At 69.7% G+C, this 13,918-nt stretch carries 14 protein-coding genes and 1 pseudogene; 4 read left to right on the forward strand and 11 right to left on the reverse strand.

Annotation, left to right across the window (positions count from 1 at the left end):
* A pseudogene (locus R6U01_RS00920) lies at positions 1-1,140 on the forward strand (hypothetical protein); the annotation flags it as partial.
* 291 nt (positions 1,141-1,431) lie between these two features.
* Here the strand turns inward: R6U01_RS00920 and R6U01_RS00925 are convergent.
* The 7 genes from R6U01_RS00925 to R6U01_RS00955 form a co-directional block, all read right to left on the reverse strand.
* Positions 1,432-1,905 carry a GNAT family N-acetyltransferase gene (locus R6U01_RS00925; protein WP_410284580.1) on the reverse strand — a complete coding sequence of 158 codons (474 nt, stop codon included), beginning with the start codon at positions 1,903-1,905 and terminating at the stop codon, positions 1,432-1,434.
* Complete coding sequence (gene samp2, locus R6U01_RS00930; RefSeq protein WP_410284581.1) at positions 1,902-2,120, reverse strand: ubiquitin-like small modifier protein SAMP2; 219 nt, start codon at positions 2,118-2,120, stop codon at positions 1,902-1,904. The genes R6U01_RS00925 and samp2 overlap by 4 nt, the downstream gene beginning before the upstream one ends.
* 64 nt (positions 2,121-2,184) lie before the next feature.
* Positions 2,185-3,672 carry an Asp-tRNA(Asn)/Glu-tRNA(Gln) amidotransferase subunit GatB gene (gatB, locus tag R6U01_RS00935; RefSeq protein WP_410284582.1) on the reverse strand — a complete coding sequence of 496 codons (1,488 nt, stop codon included), beginning with the start codon at positions 3,670-3,672 and terminating at the stop codon, positions 2,185-2,187.
* Between the two features lie 100 nt (positions 3,673-3,772).
* Positions 3,773-4,690, reverse strand: coding sequence for an S-methyl-5'-thioadenosine phosphorylase (gene mtnP, locus R6U01_RS00940; protein ID WP_410284583.1), 918 nt, complete (start codon positions 4,688-4,690; stop codon positions 3,773-3,775).
* A gap of 89 nt (positions 4,691-4,779) precedes the next feature.
* Complete coding sequence (locus R6U01_RS00945) at positions 4,780-5,241, reverse strand: SRPBCC family protein (protein WP_410284584.1); 462 nt, start codon at positions 5,239-5,241, stop codon at positions 4,780-4,782.
* 150 nt (positions 5,242-5,391) lie between these two features.
* A complete protein-coding gene (locus R6U01_RS00950; protein WP_410284585.1) occupies positions 5,392-6,387 on the reverse strand; it encodes a YeiH family protein in 996 nt (331 codons plus the stop codon).
* The gene (locus tag R6U01_RS00955; protein ID WP_410284623.1) at positions 6,387-6,659 is read right to left on the reverse strand and encodes a hypothetical protein; all 273 of its coding nucleotides are present in this window, start codon (positions 6,657-6,659) and stop codon (positions 6,387-6,389) included. The genes R6U01_RS00950 and R6U01_RS00955 overlap by 1 nt, the downstream gene beginning before the upstream one ends.
* Positions 6,660-6,773: 114 nt before the next feature.
* Between R6U01_RS00955 and R6U01_RS00960 the strand changes: the two genes are divergently transcribed.
* Positions 6,774-8,216, forward strand: a complete 1,443-nt coding sequence (locus R6U01_RS00960; protein WP_410284586.1) for an HD domain-containing protein — start codon at positions 6,774-6,776, stop codon at positions 8,214-8,216.
* A gap of 160 nt (positions 8,217-8,376) precedes the next feature.
* On the opposite strand, the gene R6U01_RS00965 is transcribed toward R6U01_RS00960, so the two are convergent.
* The 4 genes from R6U01_RS00965 to R6U01_RS00980 all read right to left on the reverse strand — a co-directional run bounded on the left by R6U01_RS00965 (position 8,377) and on the right by R6U01_RS00980 (position 12,848).
* Positions 8,377-8,625, reverse strand: coding sequence for a hypothetical protein (locus R6U01_RS00965; RefSeq protein ID WP_410284587.1), 249 nt, complete (start codon positions 8,623-8,625; stop codon positions 8,377-8,379).
* Positions 8,626-8,821: 196 nt separating this feature from the next.
* Entirely contained in the window at positions 8,822-10,222 is a 1,401-nt protein-coding gene (locus R6U01_RS00970; RefSeq protein WP_410284588.1) for an FAD-dependent oxidoreductase, read from the reverse strand.
* Positions 10,223-10,442: 220 nt separating this feature from the next.
* A complete protein-coding gene (locus R6U01_RS00975; protein WP_410284589.1) occupies positions 10,443-11,732 on the reverse strand; it encodes an MFS transporter in 1,290 nt (429 codons plus the stop codon).
* A 3-nt stretch (positions 11,733-11,735) separates the two neighbouring features.
* A complete protein-coding gene (locus tag R6U01_RS00980; RefSeq protein ID WP_410284590.1) occupies positions 11,736-12,848 on the reverse strand; it encodes an MBL fold metallo-hydrolase in 1,113 nt (370 codons plus the stop codon).
* Between the two features lie 88 nt (positions 12,849-12,936).
* Here R6U01_RS00980 and R6U01_RS00985 point away from each other — a divergent pair, with 88 nt between their 5' ends.
* Positions 12,937-13,662, forward strand: coding sequence for a helix-turn-helix domain-containing protein (locus tag R6U01_RS00985; protein ID WP_410284591.1), 726 nt, complete (start codon positions 12,937-12,939; stop codon positions 13,660-13,662).
* Positions 13,659-13,910: a hypothetical protein gene (locus tag R6U01_RS00990; protein ID WP_410284592.1), complete on the forward strand. Its 252-nt coding sequence runs from the start codon at positions 13,659-13,661 to the stop codon at positions 13,908-13,910. The genes R6U01_RS00985 and R6U01_RS00990 overlap by 4 nt, the downstream gene beginning before the upstream one ends.
* Positions 13,911-13,918: the final 8 nt, after the last annotated feature.

The following is a 13,918-nucleotide window of genomic DNA, read 5'->3' on the forward strand; positions in this document are numbered from 1 at the left end:
TACTGCACCGCCTGGCGGCAGTTCTTCGAGGACGAGACCGACGCCATCGTCAGCGCCGACTGCGATCGGGACACGGTGAAGGTCGTCTTCCTCGCGCTCCCGCTCGATTACTCCCCGGACGCCGGCGTCGTCGCGACGTCGGGGCCGGGCGAGATCCGCCTCGAAGGGAACGGGGCTTACGTCGACAGTTACACTTCCCCGGAATACGACGGCGGGGACGCCGACGGCGTCGTCGAAGCGGCCGGCGACGTCAAGATGTTCGGGAGCTCGCAGATCGACGGCGACGTGCGGTCGGGCCGCAACATCTCCATCGAGTCGGGAGACGCCCAGATCGACGGGAACGCGAACTGGACCGAGAGCTTCGACCCGCAGGACGACGACTCGGTAACCGAAGCGGACTACCAGATCGACGGCGTCCAGGAGATCCCCCCGATCAACCGCCTGGTGTCCGACAAGGCGGACGAGCTGGAAGCGACCAACGACAACGCGGAAGCCGGAACGAACGGCGACCTGATCTCGGACGAGACGCTCGATATCGACGGCGATCAGGGGAGGCTCGAGGCGGGCGAGTACTACCTCGAGACGCTCGAGCTCGAAGACGAGACGCTCTACCTGGACACGACCGACGGTGACGTCACGATCGCCGTTGAAAAGTGGGTGAAGCTCGACGAGCGGGGGAACGACCCCAGCGAGATCGTCGTCGAGGGCGACGGTGACGTCCAGCTGTTCGTCGCGAGCGAAGAGACGGTGAGCGTCGACAACATACAGGGCGCCGGCGGCGCCGGCTTCGGCGAGGCGCACTTCGTCGCCGAGGGTGCGAACGTGACGGTTCCCAACAGGACGTCCCCCCAACTGCAAGTGTTCGCCCCGGACAACTTCATCGGAGCGGTCGGCGGGGGCTCGACCGAAGTGACGGCGGCCGTTATCGGTCCGGCGGGTGAGGACGGTCCGGGCAAGTTCTACGTCAAAAAGGGCGATGTGTATGGCGCGATCGTCACCGGCAATCTGACGGTTGGTCAGGACGGTGCGGTACACTTCGACCGGGCGCTACTGGACGAAGAGATACCGCTCGCGCCGAACGTCCCGCGAATCGAGTACGTGTACATCACCGAATACGAGATCCGCGTCGAAGGAGCGTAGCCGACGACCGCGAACGAACCAGGGTGATACGGACCATGCACTTACCACGGAAACTCAGCGAGGCGCTCTCGACCGACGGTGCGGTTCTCTTCGAGTGTCGACGGTGCGGCGCGACCGTCGGTTCCGAATCGGAGCGGTGCCCGAACTGTGGCGTCGACTCCATCGCTCGATACGAGATCCGGTGACGCGCGCGCCTGACTCCCTAGGTGACGCGCGCCCGCCTCCCCAAGTGATGCGTGCCCGCCTCCCCAAGTGATGCGCGCCCGCCTCCTCATCGTCGCCGGCCGCCGCTCAGAACGAACGGCGACCGCGCAGCCGATCGGTCTTGCGCTGGTCGTCGCCGTCGCGCTCGTCGCCGTCGCGGTCGAGATCGAACCCGAGATCGGTGTAAAAGGCCTCCAGGCTCCGGTCGAACGCGGCCGTGACGGCGTCGACCGCGGCGTCGCGCTCGGCGCGCCGCACCGCCGCGGCGACGAGCGCGGAGCCGATCCCGCGACCGCGACGCGACCGCCGGACGGCCACGGCGTCGACGTGGAGTCGGCTCGGCTCGGGACGCGTCGCGACCAGCGCGCCGACGACCGCGCCGGTCCGGTCGAATCGGGCGACGAGGGCGTCGCCGACGTCGATCGCGGCGTCCACCGTCTCGGCGTCCGTCTCCAGCATCGCGGCGTCGAGCACGCGGAGGACGTCTATCCGGTCGTCGGGTGTCGCGGACTCGACGGCGAACCCCTCGGGGGCGCCCCCGAATCCGGACTCGTCGCTCACGCGCCGCCGTCGGTCGCGCCGCCCTTTATCAAGCGGAGCAGCCGGACCTCGTCGGCGTCGACGACGCGGTCGCCGGGCACCGGGGAGCCGTCGACCAGGACGGACGCCTCCTGCGGGTGGTATCCCGCCTCGCGGATGAGGTCCGCGTAGGTCGCGTCGGCGGCGAGGTCGTACTCGGCGGTCCCCTCGCCGACGACGTCGACGGTGACGTTCACGTGCGGACCTGCTCGGTGGTGACGTTCGTCGCGAGAAGCGCCTCGCCGCTGCCGGCCACGACTCTCACCCGTCCAGCCGCTCGCGGAGCAGCCCGTTCACCTGTCCGGGGTCGGCGCTGCCGCCCGTCGCCTGCATCACCTGGCCGACGAGGAAGTTGATCGCGCCCTCGTCGCCGTCGTGGTAGTCGGCGACCGCGTCGGGGTTGTCGTCGATGGCGGACTCGACGGCGGCCTCGACCTCTCCGGATTCGGCGACGCCGAGCCCCTCGCGCTCGATGACGGTGTCGGGGTCCTCGCCCGCGTCGAGCATCTCGCGGAGCACGACCTCCTCGGCGTTCTTCACGGTGAGCTCCTCGGCGTCGACCAGCTCGATCAGCCGCGTGAACTCGTCGAGGCGGTCCTCGACGTCCGTGATCGCCATCTCGCGGTAGTTGAGCTCGCCGAGCAGGTTGTCGGCGACCCATGTCGCGGCGAGCTCGGGGTCGAACGACTCGGCGACGTCCTCGAAGAAGTCGGCGACCGCCTTCGTCGAGGTGAGCTTCGAGGCGGACTCGCGGTCGAGCCCGTACTCCTCGCGGAAGCGCTCCCGGCGGGCGTCGGGCAGCTCCGGGATCGGAATCCGCTCCTTCCAGTCCGACACCTCCAGCGCCGGGAGGTCGGCCTCCCGGAAGTAGCGGTAGTCCTTCTCGGCCTCCTTCGAGCGCATCGAGACGGTGACGCCGCGCGCCTCGTCCCAGTGGCGGGTCTCCTGTTCGATCTCGCGGCCGCGCCGGAGCACGTTCTCCTGGCGGGTGACCTCGTACGCGAGCGCCCGCTCGGCGCCCTTGTGGCTGGAGATGTTCTTCACCTCCGCGCGGTTCACGTTCGCGAGGGCGTCCTCGGCGATCGTCCCGTCGTCGGCGACGTCGCGCTCGGGGACCAGGGAGACGTTGGCGTCGACGCGCAGGCTCCCGTCGCGGGTCGGGTCGAAGACGCCCAGGTACTCCAGGACCTCCTCCAGCTTCGCGAGGAACGCCCGGGTCTCGGCGGGCGACCGGAAGTCGGGCTCGGTGACGATCTCCATCAGCGGCGTCCCGGCGCGGTTGTAGTTCACGAGCGTGTGCGTCGCCGACTCGATGGAGCCGCCGGCGTGCTGGAGGCTCCCGGGGTCCTCCTCGAGGTGCGCGCGGGTGATCCCGATGGTCCGCGGCTCGTCGTCGACGCGGACCTCCAGCTCCCCGGACTGGCAGATCGGGGCGTCGTACTGGGTGAGCTGGAAGTTCTTCGGCAGGTCGGGGTAGTAGTAGTTCTTCCGGTGGAACGTCGTCGTCTCGGGGATGTCGGCGTCGATCGCCTTCCCCACCTTCACGGCGGCCTCGACGGCGGCCTCGTTGAGGACCGGCAGCGCGCCCGGCAGGCCGAGGCAGGTCGGGCAGGTGCGCGTGTTGGGCTCCTCGTCGTCCGTCGACTCGGTCGAACAGCCGCAGAAGATCTTCGTGTCGGTCTCGAGCTGGACGTGGACCTCCAGCCCGATCACGACCGTGCGTTCCTCCGTCGCGGCCTGAGTGCTCATTACCGACCCGTTGCGGGCGGGTCACCTAAATCGTGTCGGGACCGCGACGGCGCGCCCGCCGCCGCGAGCGGCGGCGTCGGCGGGACGAGCGCCGGCCCGCTCAGAGGTACTCGCCCAGCAGCGGCTCGACGCGCTCGCGGGTCTCCTCCGGGATCGCCGCCGTCGGCGTGTTGACGGTGCCCGCTAGGGACGTGTGCGCCTCGCACTCCAGGTCGTCGGGGAGCGTCCGGACCGCCTCCTCGACGGCGGCCTTGATCGCCGTCTGGTTCCGCTCGGCGTTTTCGAGGACCTCCTCGAGGGTCACCTCGCTGTCTTCCTTCCAGACGTCGTAGTCGGTCACGCCGGCGATCGTCGCGTAGGCGATCTCGGCCTCGCGGGCGAGCTTCGCCTCCGGGATCGCGGTCATGCCGACGAGGTCCCACCCCTGGCTCTTGTAGAACTCCGACTCCGCGCGCGTCGAGTACTGGGGGCCCTCGATGCAGACGTAGGTGCCGCCCTTCACGACCTTCGCGTCGTCGGCCGCGCCTTCCTCGTCGCCGCTCTCGCCGGTGCCGCTCTCGCCGTCGCCGCCCACGGCCGACTCGGCGGCCGCGGTCAGGTGGTCGACCAGCTCCGGGCTGTACGGGTCCGCGAACGGCTGGTGGACGACGACGCCGTCGCCGTAAAAGGAGAGGTCGCGGTGTTTCGTCCGGTCGTATATCTGGTCGGGGACGACGAGCGTGCCGGGCTCCAGCTCCTCTTTCAAGCTCCCCACCGCGTTCGACGCGAAGATGTGCGTGACGCCGACTCGCTTCAGCGCGTACATGTTCGCGCGGTAGGGAAGGTCGGTCGGCGAGACGCCGTGCTCGGAGCCGTGCCGGGGGAGGAAGGCGACCTCCCGGCCCGTGTCGGCGAACTCCCCGATCGTGATCGCGTCGCTCGGCTCGCCGTAGGGCGTGTCGAACTCGACCTCGCGCACGTCGTTCAGGGGGAGCGCCTCGTAGATGCCGCTGCCGCCGATGAAGCCGATGGTGCTCATACCCGGAGTCCGCCCGCTCGCTACTTATAAGGACTGAAGTGGTGGCACGCAAGGAGTGAAATGGTGGCCCGCGTCGAAAAAAGGCCGGACTAGGCCGGCGCCGCCGTTTCCGCTTCGATCTCGGCCTCGATGAGATCCCTCGTGTTCTCCAGGTGAGCCTTCAGCTGTCGCTCGTTGTACCGCCTCGCGACGGGCTCCAGGAGGCGGTCGCGCAGCGAATCGCCCATCTCGTAGTCCGTCCGGTGGAGGATCCGGGTTCCGTCCCCGCTCGCGACGTAGCGGTTGCGCGTCTCGCCGTGCATCCCGTCGCTGTCGATCGCGACCGCCATCTCCGCGTTCGGCTCGACGACGGTCATCTCCATCTCCATCTCCGTCCCGATCCCGAGCAGCTTGTACGTCGCGCGCATCTCCGCCCCGGTTTCGGTCTCGCTCAGCACCTCGAAATCGCGCAGACCGGCCATCGTTCGGGGCCAGTTCTCCGGGATGCTGTCGAACGCGAAGACGCGTTCGACGGGCGCTGCGATCTCGATTTCGTACTCGAATGTTGTCATATTACTCAACTCGGTGGCCGAACCGAACGGTGCGGCCGCTGTCTCGGAGCGGTCGCCTCGGTTGACTCCTTTATACAGGGGCCCTGAGGTATTAAACGGGCGTTCGCCGCGCGGAGACCTTCTGCTCGCGGAGAACGCGCAATCCGAAGGTCACAGCAGCCACCGCACCGCCGCCAGCGCGAGCGCGCTCACGACGAGCAGGTGGACGAGGACGGCCCCGACGGCGGCCCCGCCGACCTCGCGCATCTCGCGGAGGCGGATCGAGAGGCCGAGGCCGACGAACGCCAGCGTGAACAGCGCGTCCGACACCCGTCCGATCGACTCCAGCGCGGCCGGCGAGAGGAGCCCGCTGTTCGCGACCGCGGCGACCGCGAGGAAGCCGAGGAGGAACTTCGGGAACTCCGCCCACAGCCGGCGCACGCCGGGGTCGGTCGCCGACCGCGCCGTGTACGCCAGCGAGTAGGCGACGGCGACGCCCCCCAACAGGGAGTTCCGCGCGAGCTTCGTGACGGTCGCCCACTGGCCCGCCTCGGGCGAGTGCGCGAACCCGGCCGCGGCGACGGGGCCGGTCGAGAACATGCTCACGCCGGCCCAGACGCCGAACTGGCGGCCGGTGAGCTCGAGCCACTCGCCCGCGAGGGGGAACGCGACGAGCGTGACGGCGTCGAAGAGGAGGACGGTCGCCGCCGCGAACGTGATCGCGGCGCCGCGGGCGTCCAGCACGCGCCCGATCGCGACGACCGCGGAGACGCCGCAGATGCTCGCGCCGGCGGCCAGAAGCGAGGGCGTCGTCCCGTCCAATCGAAAGAGGCCCCGCGCGATCAGCTCGGCGAGCAGCAGTCCGCCGCCGACCGCGACGACGACCAGGCCCAGCACGGTCGGCCCCGCGGCGAGGAACTCCTCGACGACGACCGCGGCGCCGAGCAGGACGATCCCGGTCTCCAAGAAGAGCTTATCGACGCCGACGCCCGGCTTCGCGGCGTCGGGCGTGCCGACCGCGTTGCCGAGGAGCGCGCCGAGCGCGACCGCGACGACGAGCGGCTGGAGCCCGTCGACCGCGCCGGCGACGAGGTGCGCGAGGAGCGCCCCGGCGGCCAGGAGCGCGAGGCCGGGGACGTACGGCCGAGCGGCGGCGACGGCGCGCATCAGAAGACGCCCGCGGCCTGCCCCGCGGCGTGGACGGCGACGATCCCCAGCCCCAGCAGGAGCGCCTGCCAGCCGCGGTCCAGCGCGATCCACCGGTCGACGAGCGGCGATCCGGTGCCGGCGTCGGTCGTATCGTTGCCGGCGTCGGTCGTGTCGCCGTCGATGTCGGCCGTGTCGCTGCCGGCGTCAGTCGTGTCGCCGTCGATGTCGGCCGTGTCGCTGTCGACGCCGGCCGCCCCGTCGCCCGGTCCGTCGACGGCCTCCGGTGCCATGCCTGCGGGTCGGCGCGCTCGGTATTTATAAGAACGGACTCCGGCGGCGGACGGGGGCGGCGCTCGCGTGACCGAAAGACGCAGGTACCGGGGCGTCCATCCACGGACATCCGGATGCCGACCACACAGTTCAAAGACCCCGTCCACGGCTACGTGGAGCTGCCGGACGCGCTCGTCGACGGCGTCGTCGACACCCGGCCGTTCCAGCGGCTGCGGTACGTCCGGCAGCTCTCCGCGACCCACCTCGTCTACCCCGGGGCGAACCACACGCGGTTCGAGCACTCCCTGGGCGTCTACCACCTCGGGCGGACCGTCTTCGAGAACCTCCGCCGGCAGTCGTACTTCACGCGGGACGCGACGACCGACGAGCTCGAGGAGATCCAGCGCACGCTGGAGTGCGCCTGCCTGCTCCACGACGTCGGCCACCCGCCCTTTTCGCACCTCTCCGAGGGGTTCCTCGACGAGGGCGTCCTCCGGGAGCGGACCGTCGACGTCGGACTGGTCGACGCCTTCGACCGGGCGGGCGTCGGCGGGGCGCCGCTCCGGTCGGCGAGCCCGCACGAGCTGCTCGGCTGCGTCCTCATCGTCGAGGCGTACGGCGACGCGCTGCGGGCGTTCGACGTGGACCCGTTCGAGGTGTGCGCGTACGTGCTCGGCTACAGCCTCGCGTACGAGCGCGGCGAGCCCTGGCAGTACGGGGTCGGCGCGCAGCTGCTCCACTCGCCCATCGACGTCGACCGGCTCGACTACATCACCCGCGACAACCGGATGACCGGGGCGGGCGTGTTGAGCTTCGACGTCGACCGCATGGTGGACGCCTACACGGCGCACCCGGAGGAGGGGCTCGCGCTCACGGAGAAGGCGCTCTCGACCATCGGTAACTACCTCGAGGGACGGATCGCGCTGTACATGTGGGTCACCCAGCATCACAAGGCCGTCTACGCCAACCGCCTGCTTCAGGAGCTGCTGGGCGAGTACGAGGCCGTGACCGGCGAGAGCCCGGTGACGGTCGAGGGCGTCCTCTCGCGGGAGCTGGACGACAACGCCGTGCTCGAACGGCTCCGGATCGCCGCCCGCGAGCACCCCGACTCGACGTTGGCGTCGATGTACGACCGGTTCCGCGGGCGCCGCTTCCCGGCCACCTGCTGGAAACACCGGATCGCGTTCGCCGACCGGATCGGCGGGAACCTCGGCGGCGAGGGCGACGGCGAACGCCGCAGCGACGACCGCGGCCCCGACATCGACGACTTCGCCGCGTGGCTCACCGAGGGCGACGACCGGCTGGAGCGGCTGCTCGCCGACGCCCTCGACGTGCCGGTCCACGAGGTGTGGATCGACCGCTCCTACGTGCCTGCGTACGACCCCGACGAGCTGGAGGACATCCCCATCGCGTACGGCGGGACGACCCGCTCCGTCGGCGAGTGGGGGCTGTACGGCGACCGCGCGTTCGACGTACCGATCCCCTTCGTGTTCGTCCCCGACGGAACGAAGCGACGAGCGATCAGCGTGCTCAGGGAGGCGTTCGAGCGCGAGGTCGGCGAGGAGACGCCGGCGTGATCCGGGACGGACGGTTCGCAGACTGGTCTGATTTAAATAGTCGCGCGAAACGGCGGGAGAACGAGCGTCGCGCTCCACGCGGAGACGAATCGGAGGGCCGTCTCGGTCAGCGGCAGAACGGTATCGGTTCGCGGCGAGCGCCGTCAGGCAGTGGGGTGCGTTATTTGCCGGGGGCGTTCCCCGCGGCGCCCGCGCCCTCGGCCGCGTCGCTTCCGCCGGGGGTCATACCGCTGACCGCCTCGCCGACCCCGCCGGCCGCGTCGCCGGCCGTGGACCCGACCTCGGCGAGGATCTCCTGCACGAACGCGGGGGCCTGCGAGGCGGCGTCGGCCGGCGGGCCGGCCTGCAGGGCCACCTTCGCCGCGTCGGTTGCGAGCGTTGCCGTCGTGAGCGGATCTGCTTCGAACATTGCAACTCGACGTACCGGGTATTCGAATAAAAGCGAGGATGGCCCTGCAGCCGATTTCACCGCGATTTGACCCGATTTAACCGGGTCGAATCCGACTCAACCCGGATAGCGACGCCGGCGGAGGCCGGCGACAGGTATCGGGTCCCAATCCGAGCGGTTCGGCGCGGCGCGCGCTCGACGGAGTCGCCTCGACCGATCAGTCGTCGGCTTCGGCGGGGACGCGGTCGTCGTCGGCGTCCAGACTGGCCCCGGCCGCGTCGGCGACGCGCGGGAAGTTTCCGACAGTCGCGTCACGGAACGCCGTCTCGTCGAACTCGTGGTCCGCGTCGAAGAAGTCGAGGACGGCCTGCACGTCGGTCATCGCGTTCTTCAGCGCGGTCGAGGCGCCCGGCGAAGGCGTGATGTTGAACAAGATCCCGTCGCCGGTGATCTTCGCCTCGCCCATGTCGAGCTCCTTGTTCTCCGTGTCGACGATCTGGGGGCGCACGCCGCCGTACCCCTCGGCGCGCTCGATGTCGTCGACGTCGACGCTCGGCACGACCTTCCGGACGTTCGGGAGGAACGCGCGCTTGCCGACCTCGGGGATGTCGTACACGAGGTTGCGCACGACGTAGGGGAACAGGATGCGGTCCGAGAGGACGTTGACGTAGCTCAGCACCGAGGCGGGCGAGAAGCCGAACACGTCGGCGAAGTCGCTCACGGTGGAGAGCTCGCCGCGTTCGAGCGCGGGGACGAGCTTCGCCGTGGGGCCGAACCGGGTGATGCCGTCGTCGTGCACGTCGGCGTCGCCGTGGACCGCCGCGAACGGGAGCTTCTTCATCTGTAGCGTGTACACCTTCCCGTTCAACAGGTCGTCGGCGAGGAAGAAGCTCCCCGCGACCGGCAGCAGCGACATGTCCTCGCCGTATCCCATCTCCTTGGCGAACTGGAGGCTGTGGGAGCCGGCGGCGACGACCACCGCGTCGGCCGCGAAGTCGCCGTCGTCGGTCTCGACGGTGAACCCGTCGGGGCCCTCGTCGACGTTCTCGACCGCCGTGCCGAGGTGGACGGAGACGCCGTCCTCGGCGCGGGCGTCCTCCACGAACGACTTCGCGACGGCGCCGTAGTCGACGACGTACCCGTCGGGCGTCTGGAGCGCCTTGAGTTCGGTGTCGGGGTCGCGCCCCTCCACGACCTTCGGCTCCAGTTCCGCGATCTCCTCGCGGCCGATCTCGCGGAGCTTCGGGAAGAGGTCGCCGAACCCGTTCTCGCGGTACCGCTCCTCGAGCTTGGCGACCTCCTCGTCGCCGACGCCGAGCACCATCTTGCTCCGCTTGCTGTGCATCTCGCGGTCGGGGTCGGTCCCCTCGAGGTACCCCGCGAGCAGCTCCGCTCCCTCCTTGACCTCCTCGGCCTTCTCGAGGGTGTAGTTCGTCTCGATGTCCCCGAAGTGGAGGGTCTGCGAGTTGTTCGTGCGGTGTGAGTTGACCGCCGCGATCTCCCGCTCCTTCTCGATCAGGGTGACGTCGTCGACGTCGGTGAACTTCGCGACCGTATATAAAAGCGATGCCCCGCTGATACCCCCGCCGACGATAACGAGATCAGTGTGTTCGGTCATGCGTGGTGAGCGCTCTCACTCCGCGGAACGCACTGGACCGTTAACGTTCTTGCTATCTCCCGCCGCTGATCTGCCGACAGCGGCCCTGCATTCGTCGTTTTGAGGTTCGACGAACGTCGAACCGATCGCCGGCGACGCGGGGCCCGCCCGGTCGGGTCGGTCTTGCGCGGTCGGCCCGCCCGGAGGGGTCGGTCTTGCGCGGTCGGCCCGCCCGGAGGGGTCAGTCTTGCGCGGTCGGCTCAGCCGACGGCTCCGTCGCGGGAGCGGGCGGTTCGTGGGTCCCGAACTCCGGATGCGTCTCTTCCATCCAGACGTACACGACCGCGCCGGACAGGAACATCAGGACGGCGGTCAGGTAGAACGCGGCCTCGACGGTGACGAACTCCATCGAGAGCCCGATCAGGATCGCGCCGACGGCGTACCCCGAGTCGCGCCACATCCGGTAGACCCCCATCCCGGCCGACCGCCAGGTCGGATGGGCCGCGTCGCTCGGGACGGTCATCAGGTTCGGATACAGCAGCGCCATCCCGAGCCCGGAGACCGCGGCCAGCACTGCCCACATGAGGTACCCCTCGACGAGCACCATCCCGAGCACGCCCGCGCCGGCCAGGAACATCCCGGCGATGACCGGCGGACGCCGGCCGATCCGATCCGCGAGACCGCCGGTCCCGATCTGGAGGAAGTACATCGCGCTGTGGACGCCGACCACGGCCCCGACCGCCGCGATACCGAGCCCCTGGCTGAGCAGGTAGAGCGGGACGGCGATCCAGAACAGCGTGTCGACGAAGTTCTCGACGTGGCCGGCCTGCGCCGCCGCGAACAGCGTCCGGTCGCCGTAGGTCGCCCGCTTTACCACTTCCTTGAATGGGAGGTTCGCGTCGCGAGCGTCGTCGTCGCCCTCAGCCCGCGCGTACTGGACGGTCTCCTTGATCAGGAACACCGAGATGAGGAACGCCAGCACCACGACGATCGCGAGGAAGTAGAACGGCTCCGGCCGGAGGCTCCACTGGCTGGCGATGACGCCCGTGACCCAGGCCCCGACGGCCACGCCGGTGTAGCCGAACGACTCGTCGATGCCGACCGCGAGGCCGCGCTGCTCGGGGGCCGCGATGTCTATCTTAGCGTTGATCGCCATGCTCCACGTCAGCGCTTGGTTGACGCCCAGCAGGATGTTCCCGACGGTGATCCAGCTCCAGTTCGGGGCGAAGATGAGGATGATCGGCAGCGGGAGCGCCGTGACCCACCCGGCGATGAGCACGGGCTTGCGGCCGTACTCCTCGCCCCACTTCCCGGCGTAGAGGTTGAGGATCGACTTCACGATCCCGAAGGAGACGACGAACGAGCCGATCACGAGGAACGACTCGACGCCGAGGACGTCCTCGCCGAGCGCGGGGACGACGGTCCGCTCGGACCCGATGGTCAGCCCGGTCGCGAACACGAGCAGGACGTGGAGCGAGAACTGTCCGAGGTGTTCGCGGATTCCCTGTTTGACGTCGGGTGTCGCGCTCATCGGTCACTCGGCCGCGCAGTTGTTCGGCCCCAGCTCCAGCTCGGCCAGTTCGTCCGCCGGAACCGACTCCTGTCCCACGTTCGTGCGCTTGACGCGCTCGAAGTTCGGCGGGTGGTCCGGGACGTCCGAGGCGAGCTCCTCGACGAACGCCTCGCGGTCGCGACCGAGGTCCGCGTTCCGGTCTCTGACCTCCGCGAGCGTCGCGGTCACCGGCGGGTCGGGCGAGCCGGGGTCGTGCGCCGGGAGCACGACCGCGTCGTCCGGCCGGTCCAGCAGCCGCCGGAGGCCGTCGTAGAGCGTCGCGGCGTTCCCCTCGACGTCGGCGTCCTCGATGCCGGCTTCGACGCCGAGTTCGACCCGGCCGACGCTGTCGTGGAACAGGGTGTCTCCCGTCAGCAGCGCCGCGCCGTCGACGTCGAACGAGACGCTGCCCTCGCTGTGTCCGGGCGTGTGGATGACCTCGACGTCGAGTCGGCCGACGGTCAGGGTCTGGCCGTCCTCAAGCGGCCTCGCGTCGAGCGCGAGCGCGTCCTTCGGGTGGAGGTAGTACGGGACGCCGTGACGGTCCGCGAGCGACGCGGCGCCCGAGACGTGGTCCGCGTGGGCGTGCGTGTCGAAGACGCCGACGAGCTCCGCGTCGTACTCGTCGAGGATCGCGTCGTACTCGTCGAGGTAGTGCGACGGGTCGAAGACGGCGGCCTTGCCGTCCGAGACGAGGACGTGCGAGAGACAGCCCTTGCCCGGGCGCGCGACCTGCACGATCGCGCCGTCGAGGTCGACGGGCACCTCGGCGTGCCGGTGGACGCGGCTCCACCCGCTCATGCCGTCCGCGAGCGTCACCGCGTCGTAGCCCAGCTCCCGGAGGACCTCCGTCGCGGTCTGCGAGACGACGCCCGCGGCGCAGACGGTGACGATCCGCGACTCGCTGGGGAGTGCGGAGAGCGCCGGCTTGGCGCGGTCGGGGTCTCCCGTCAGTTCGTCGTACACGTCGACGTTGACGCTGCCCGGGATGTGCCACTCCTCGAACTCCGCTTCGTGACGGATGTCGAGGACGAGCGGGCCCTCGTCGTCGTTTCGCAGCTGTTCGCTGAGCGCGTCCGGCGATAGCGTCTGCATCGGTGTTCCGGAATAGCGGGTGTGCGGGCATACCCTTACTGCCGGACATGGCCGGCACTGTTAATCAATGGCAGTTCCAAAACCCCGTATGAGTCTGTACGAGGCCTCCATCCGAGTCAAACACGAGTGCCCGTATCGGGAGATCTCGGAGCGACACCCGGACCTCACGATACGCGAGTGGCCGCTGAGCGAGTGTCAGGTGCTCGAGATCACGTCGGAGACGACGCCGACGGCCGCGCTGCTCGACGACATCGACCGGATCGGGACCGTCCTCCACGAGTCCGAGGACGACGACGGGTATCACGTCGTCACGCAGTCCTGCCTCTGTTCGCTCGAGGAGTCCGTCATCGACCGCTTCGAGGAGCACAACTGCCTGTATCAGTCGCCGACGATCTACCGGCAGGGCTGGGAGCACTACACGGTGGTCGCGTTCGACGACGCGGACGTCCGGGAGCTGCTCGACGACCTGCGATCCGACCGGGAGATCGAACTGCTCTCGAAGACCTCGATTTCGGAGACGCAGGTCCCGCACAGCATGTTGGCACCGGCCACGCAGCTGTTCGAGGACATCACCGACCGGCAGCTGGCGGCGCTCCAGTTGGCGCTCGAGCGCGGGTACTACACCCAGCCGCGGACGACCTCGCTGCGGGAGCTCGCCGACCTGACGGCCGTCGCCCGCTCGACGTACGAGGAACACCTCCGGAAGGCGGAGAACAAGCTGCTCACGAACGCGGGGCAGTACCTGCGGCTGGTCACCGCGACGTCGACGGCCGACCCGCTGGAGGTGGAGAAGACCCGACGGGCCGCGCCGTGAGCGACGTCGAGAGCTTCGTCCGGTTCTGCGACAGCGAGTTCGGGACCGCCGTCACGGACTGCGAGGCGGCATACGTGCGCCGGCACGTCGCCGCGGACGCCCGAGCGCGGCCGGTGGTCTGCTTCGCGCACGTGACCAACCAGACGGGGCAGACCGAGGAGGACTTCGAGAAGGGGGAGGCGGACGGCAGCCGAGACGCGCTGGAGGTCATCGACGCGGCCGCCGCGGCCTGGCGCGCCTCGGACTGAGGGCCATC

Source organism: Halorubrum sp., assembly GCF_046498025.1.
Classification (GTDB): Archaea; Halobacteriota; Halobacteria; order Halobacteriales; family Haloferacaceae; genus Halorubrum.

What these genes read in the sequence shown, in the direction of transcription:
- gatB (WP_410284582.1), bottom strand. Translation starts at nt 3,672, where the DNA reads ATGAGCACTCAGGCCGCGACGGAGGAACGCACGGTCGTGATCGGGCTG.
- mtnP (WP_410284583.1), bottom strand. Translation starts at nt 4,690, where the DNA reads ATGAGCACCATCGGCTTCATCGGCGGCAGCGGCATCTACGAGGCGCTC.
- R6U01_RS00945 (WP_410284584.1), bottom strand. Translation starts at nt 5,241, where the DNA reads ATGACAACATTCGAGTACGAAATCGAGATCGCAGCGCCCGTCGAACGC.
- R6U01_RS00950 (WP_410284585.1), bottom strand. Translation starts at nt 6,387, where the DNA reads ATGCGCGCCGTCGCCGCCGCTCGGCCGTACGTCCCCGGCCTCGCGCTC.
- R6U01_RS00955 (WP_410284623.1), bottom strand. Translation starts at nt 6,659, where the DNA reads ATGGCACCGGAGGCCGTCGACGGACCGGGCGACGGGGCGGCCGGCGTC.
- R6U01_RS00960 (WP_410284586.1), top strand. Translation starts at nt 6,774, where the DNA reads ATGCCGACCACACAGTTCAAAGACCCCGTCCACGGCTACGTGGAGCTG.
- R6U01_RS00965 (WP_410284587.1), bottom strand. Translation starts at nt 8,625, where the DNA reads ATGTTCGAAGCAGATCCGCTCACGACGGCAACGCTCGCAACCGACGCG.
- R6U01_RS00970 (WP_410284588.1), bottom strand. Translation starts at nt 10,222, where the DNA reads ATGACCGAACACACTGATCTCGTTATCGTCGGCGGGGGTATCAGCGGG.
- R6U01_RS00975 (WP_410284589.1), bottom strand. Translation starts at nt 11,732, where the DNA reads ATGAGCGCGACACCCGACGTCAAACAGGGAATCCGCGAACACCTCGGA.
- R6U01_RS00980 (WP_410284590.1), bottom strand. Translation starts at nt 12,848, where the DNA reads ATGCAGACGCTATCGCCGGACGCGCTCAGCGAACAGCTGCGAAACGAC.
- R6U01_RS00985 (WP_410284591.1), top strand. Translation starts at nt 12,937, where the DNA reads ATGAGTCTGTACGAGGCCTCCATCCGAGTCAAACACGAGTGCCCGTAT.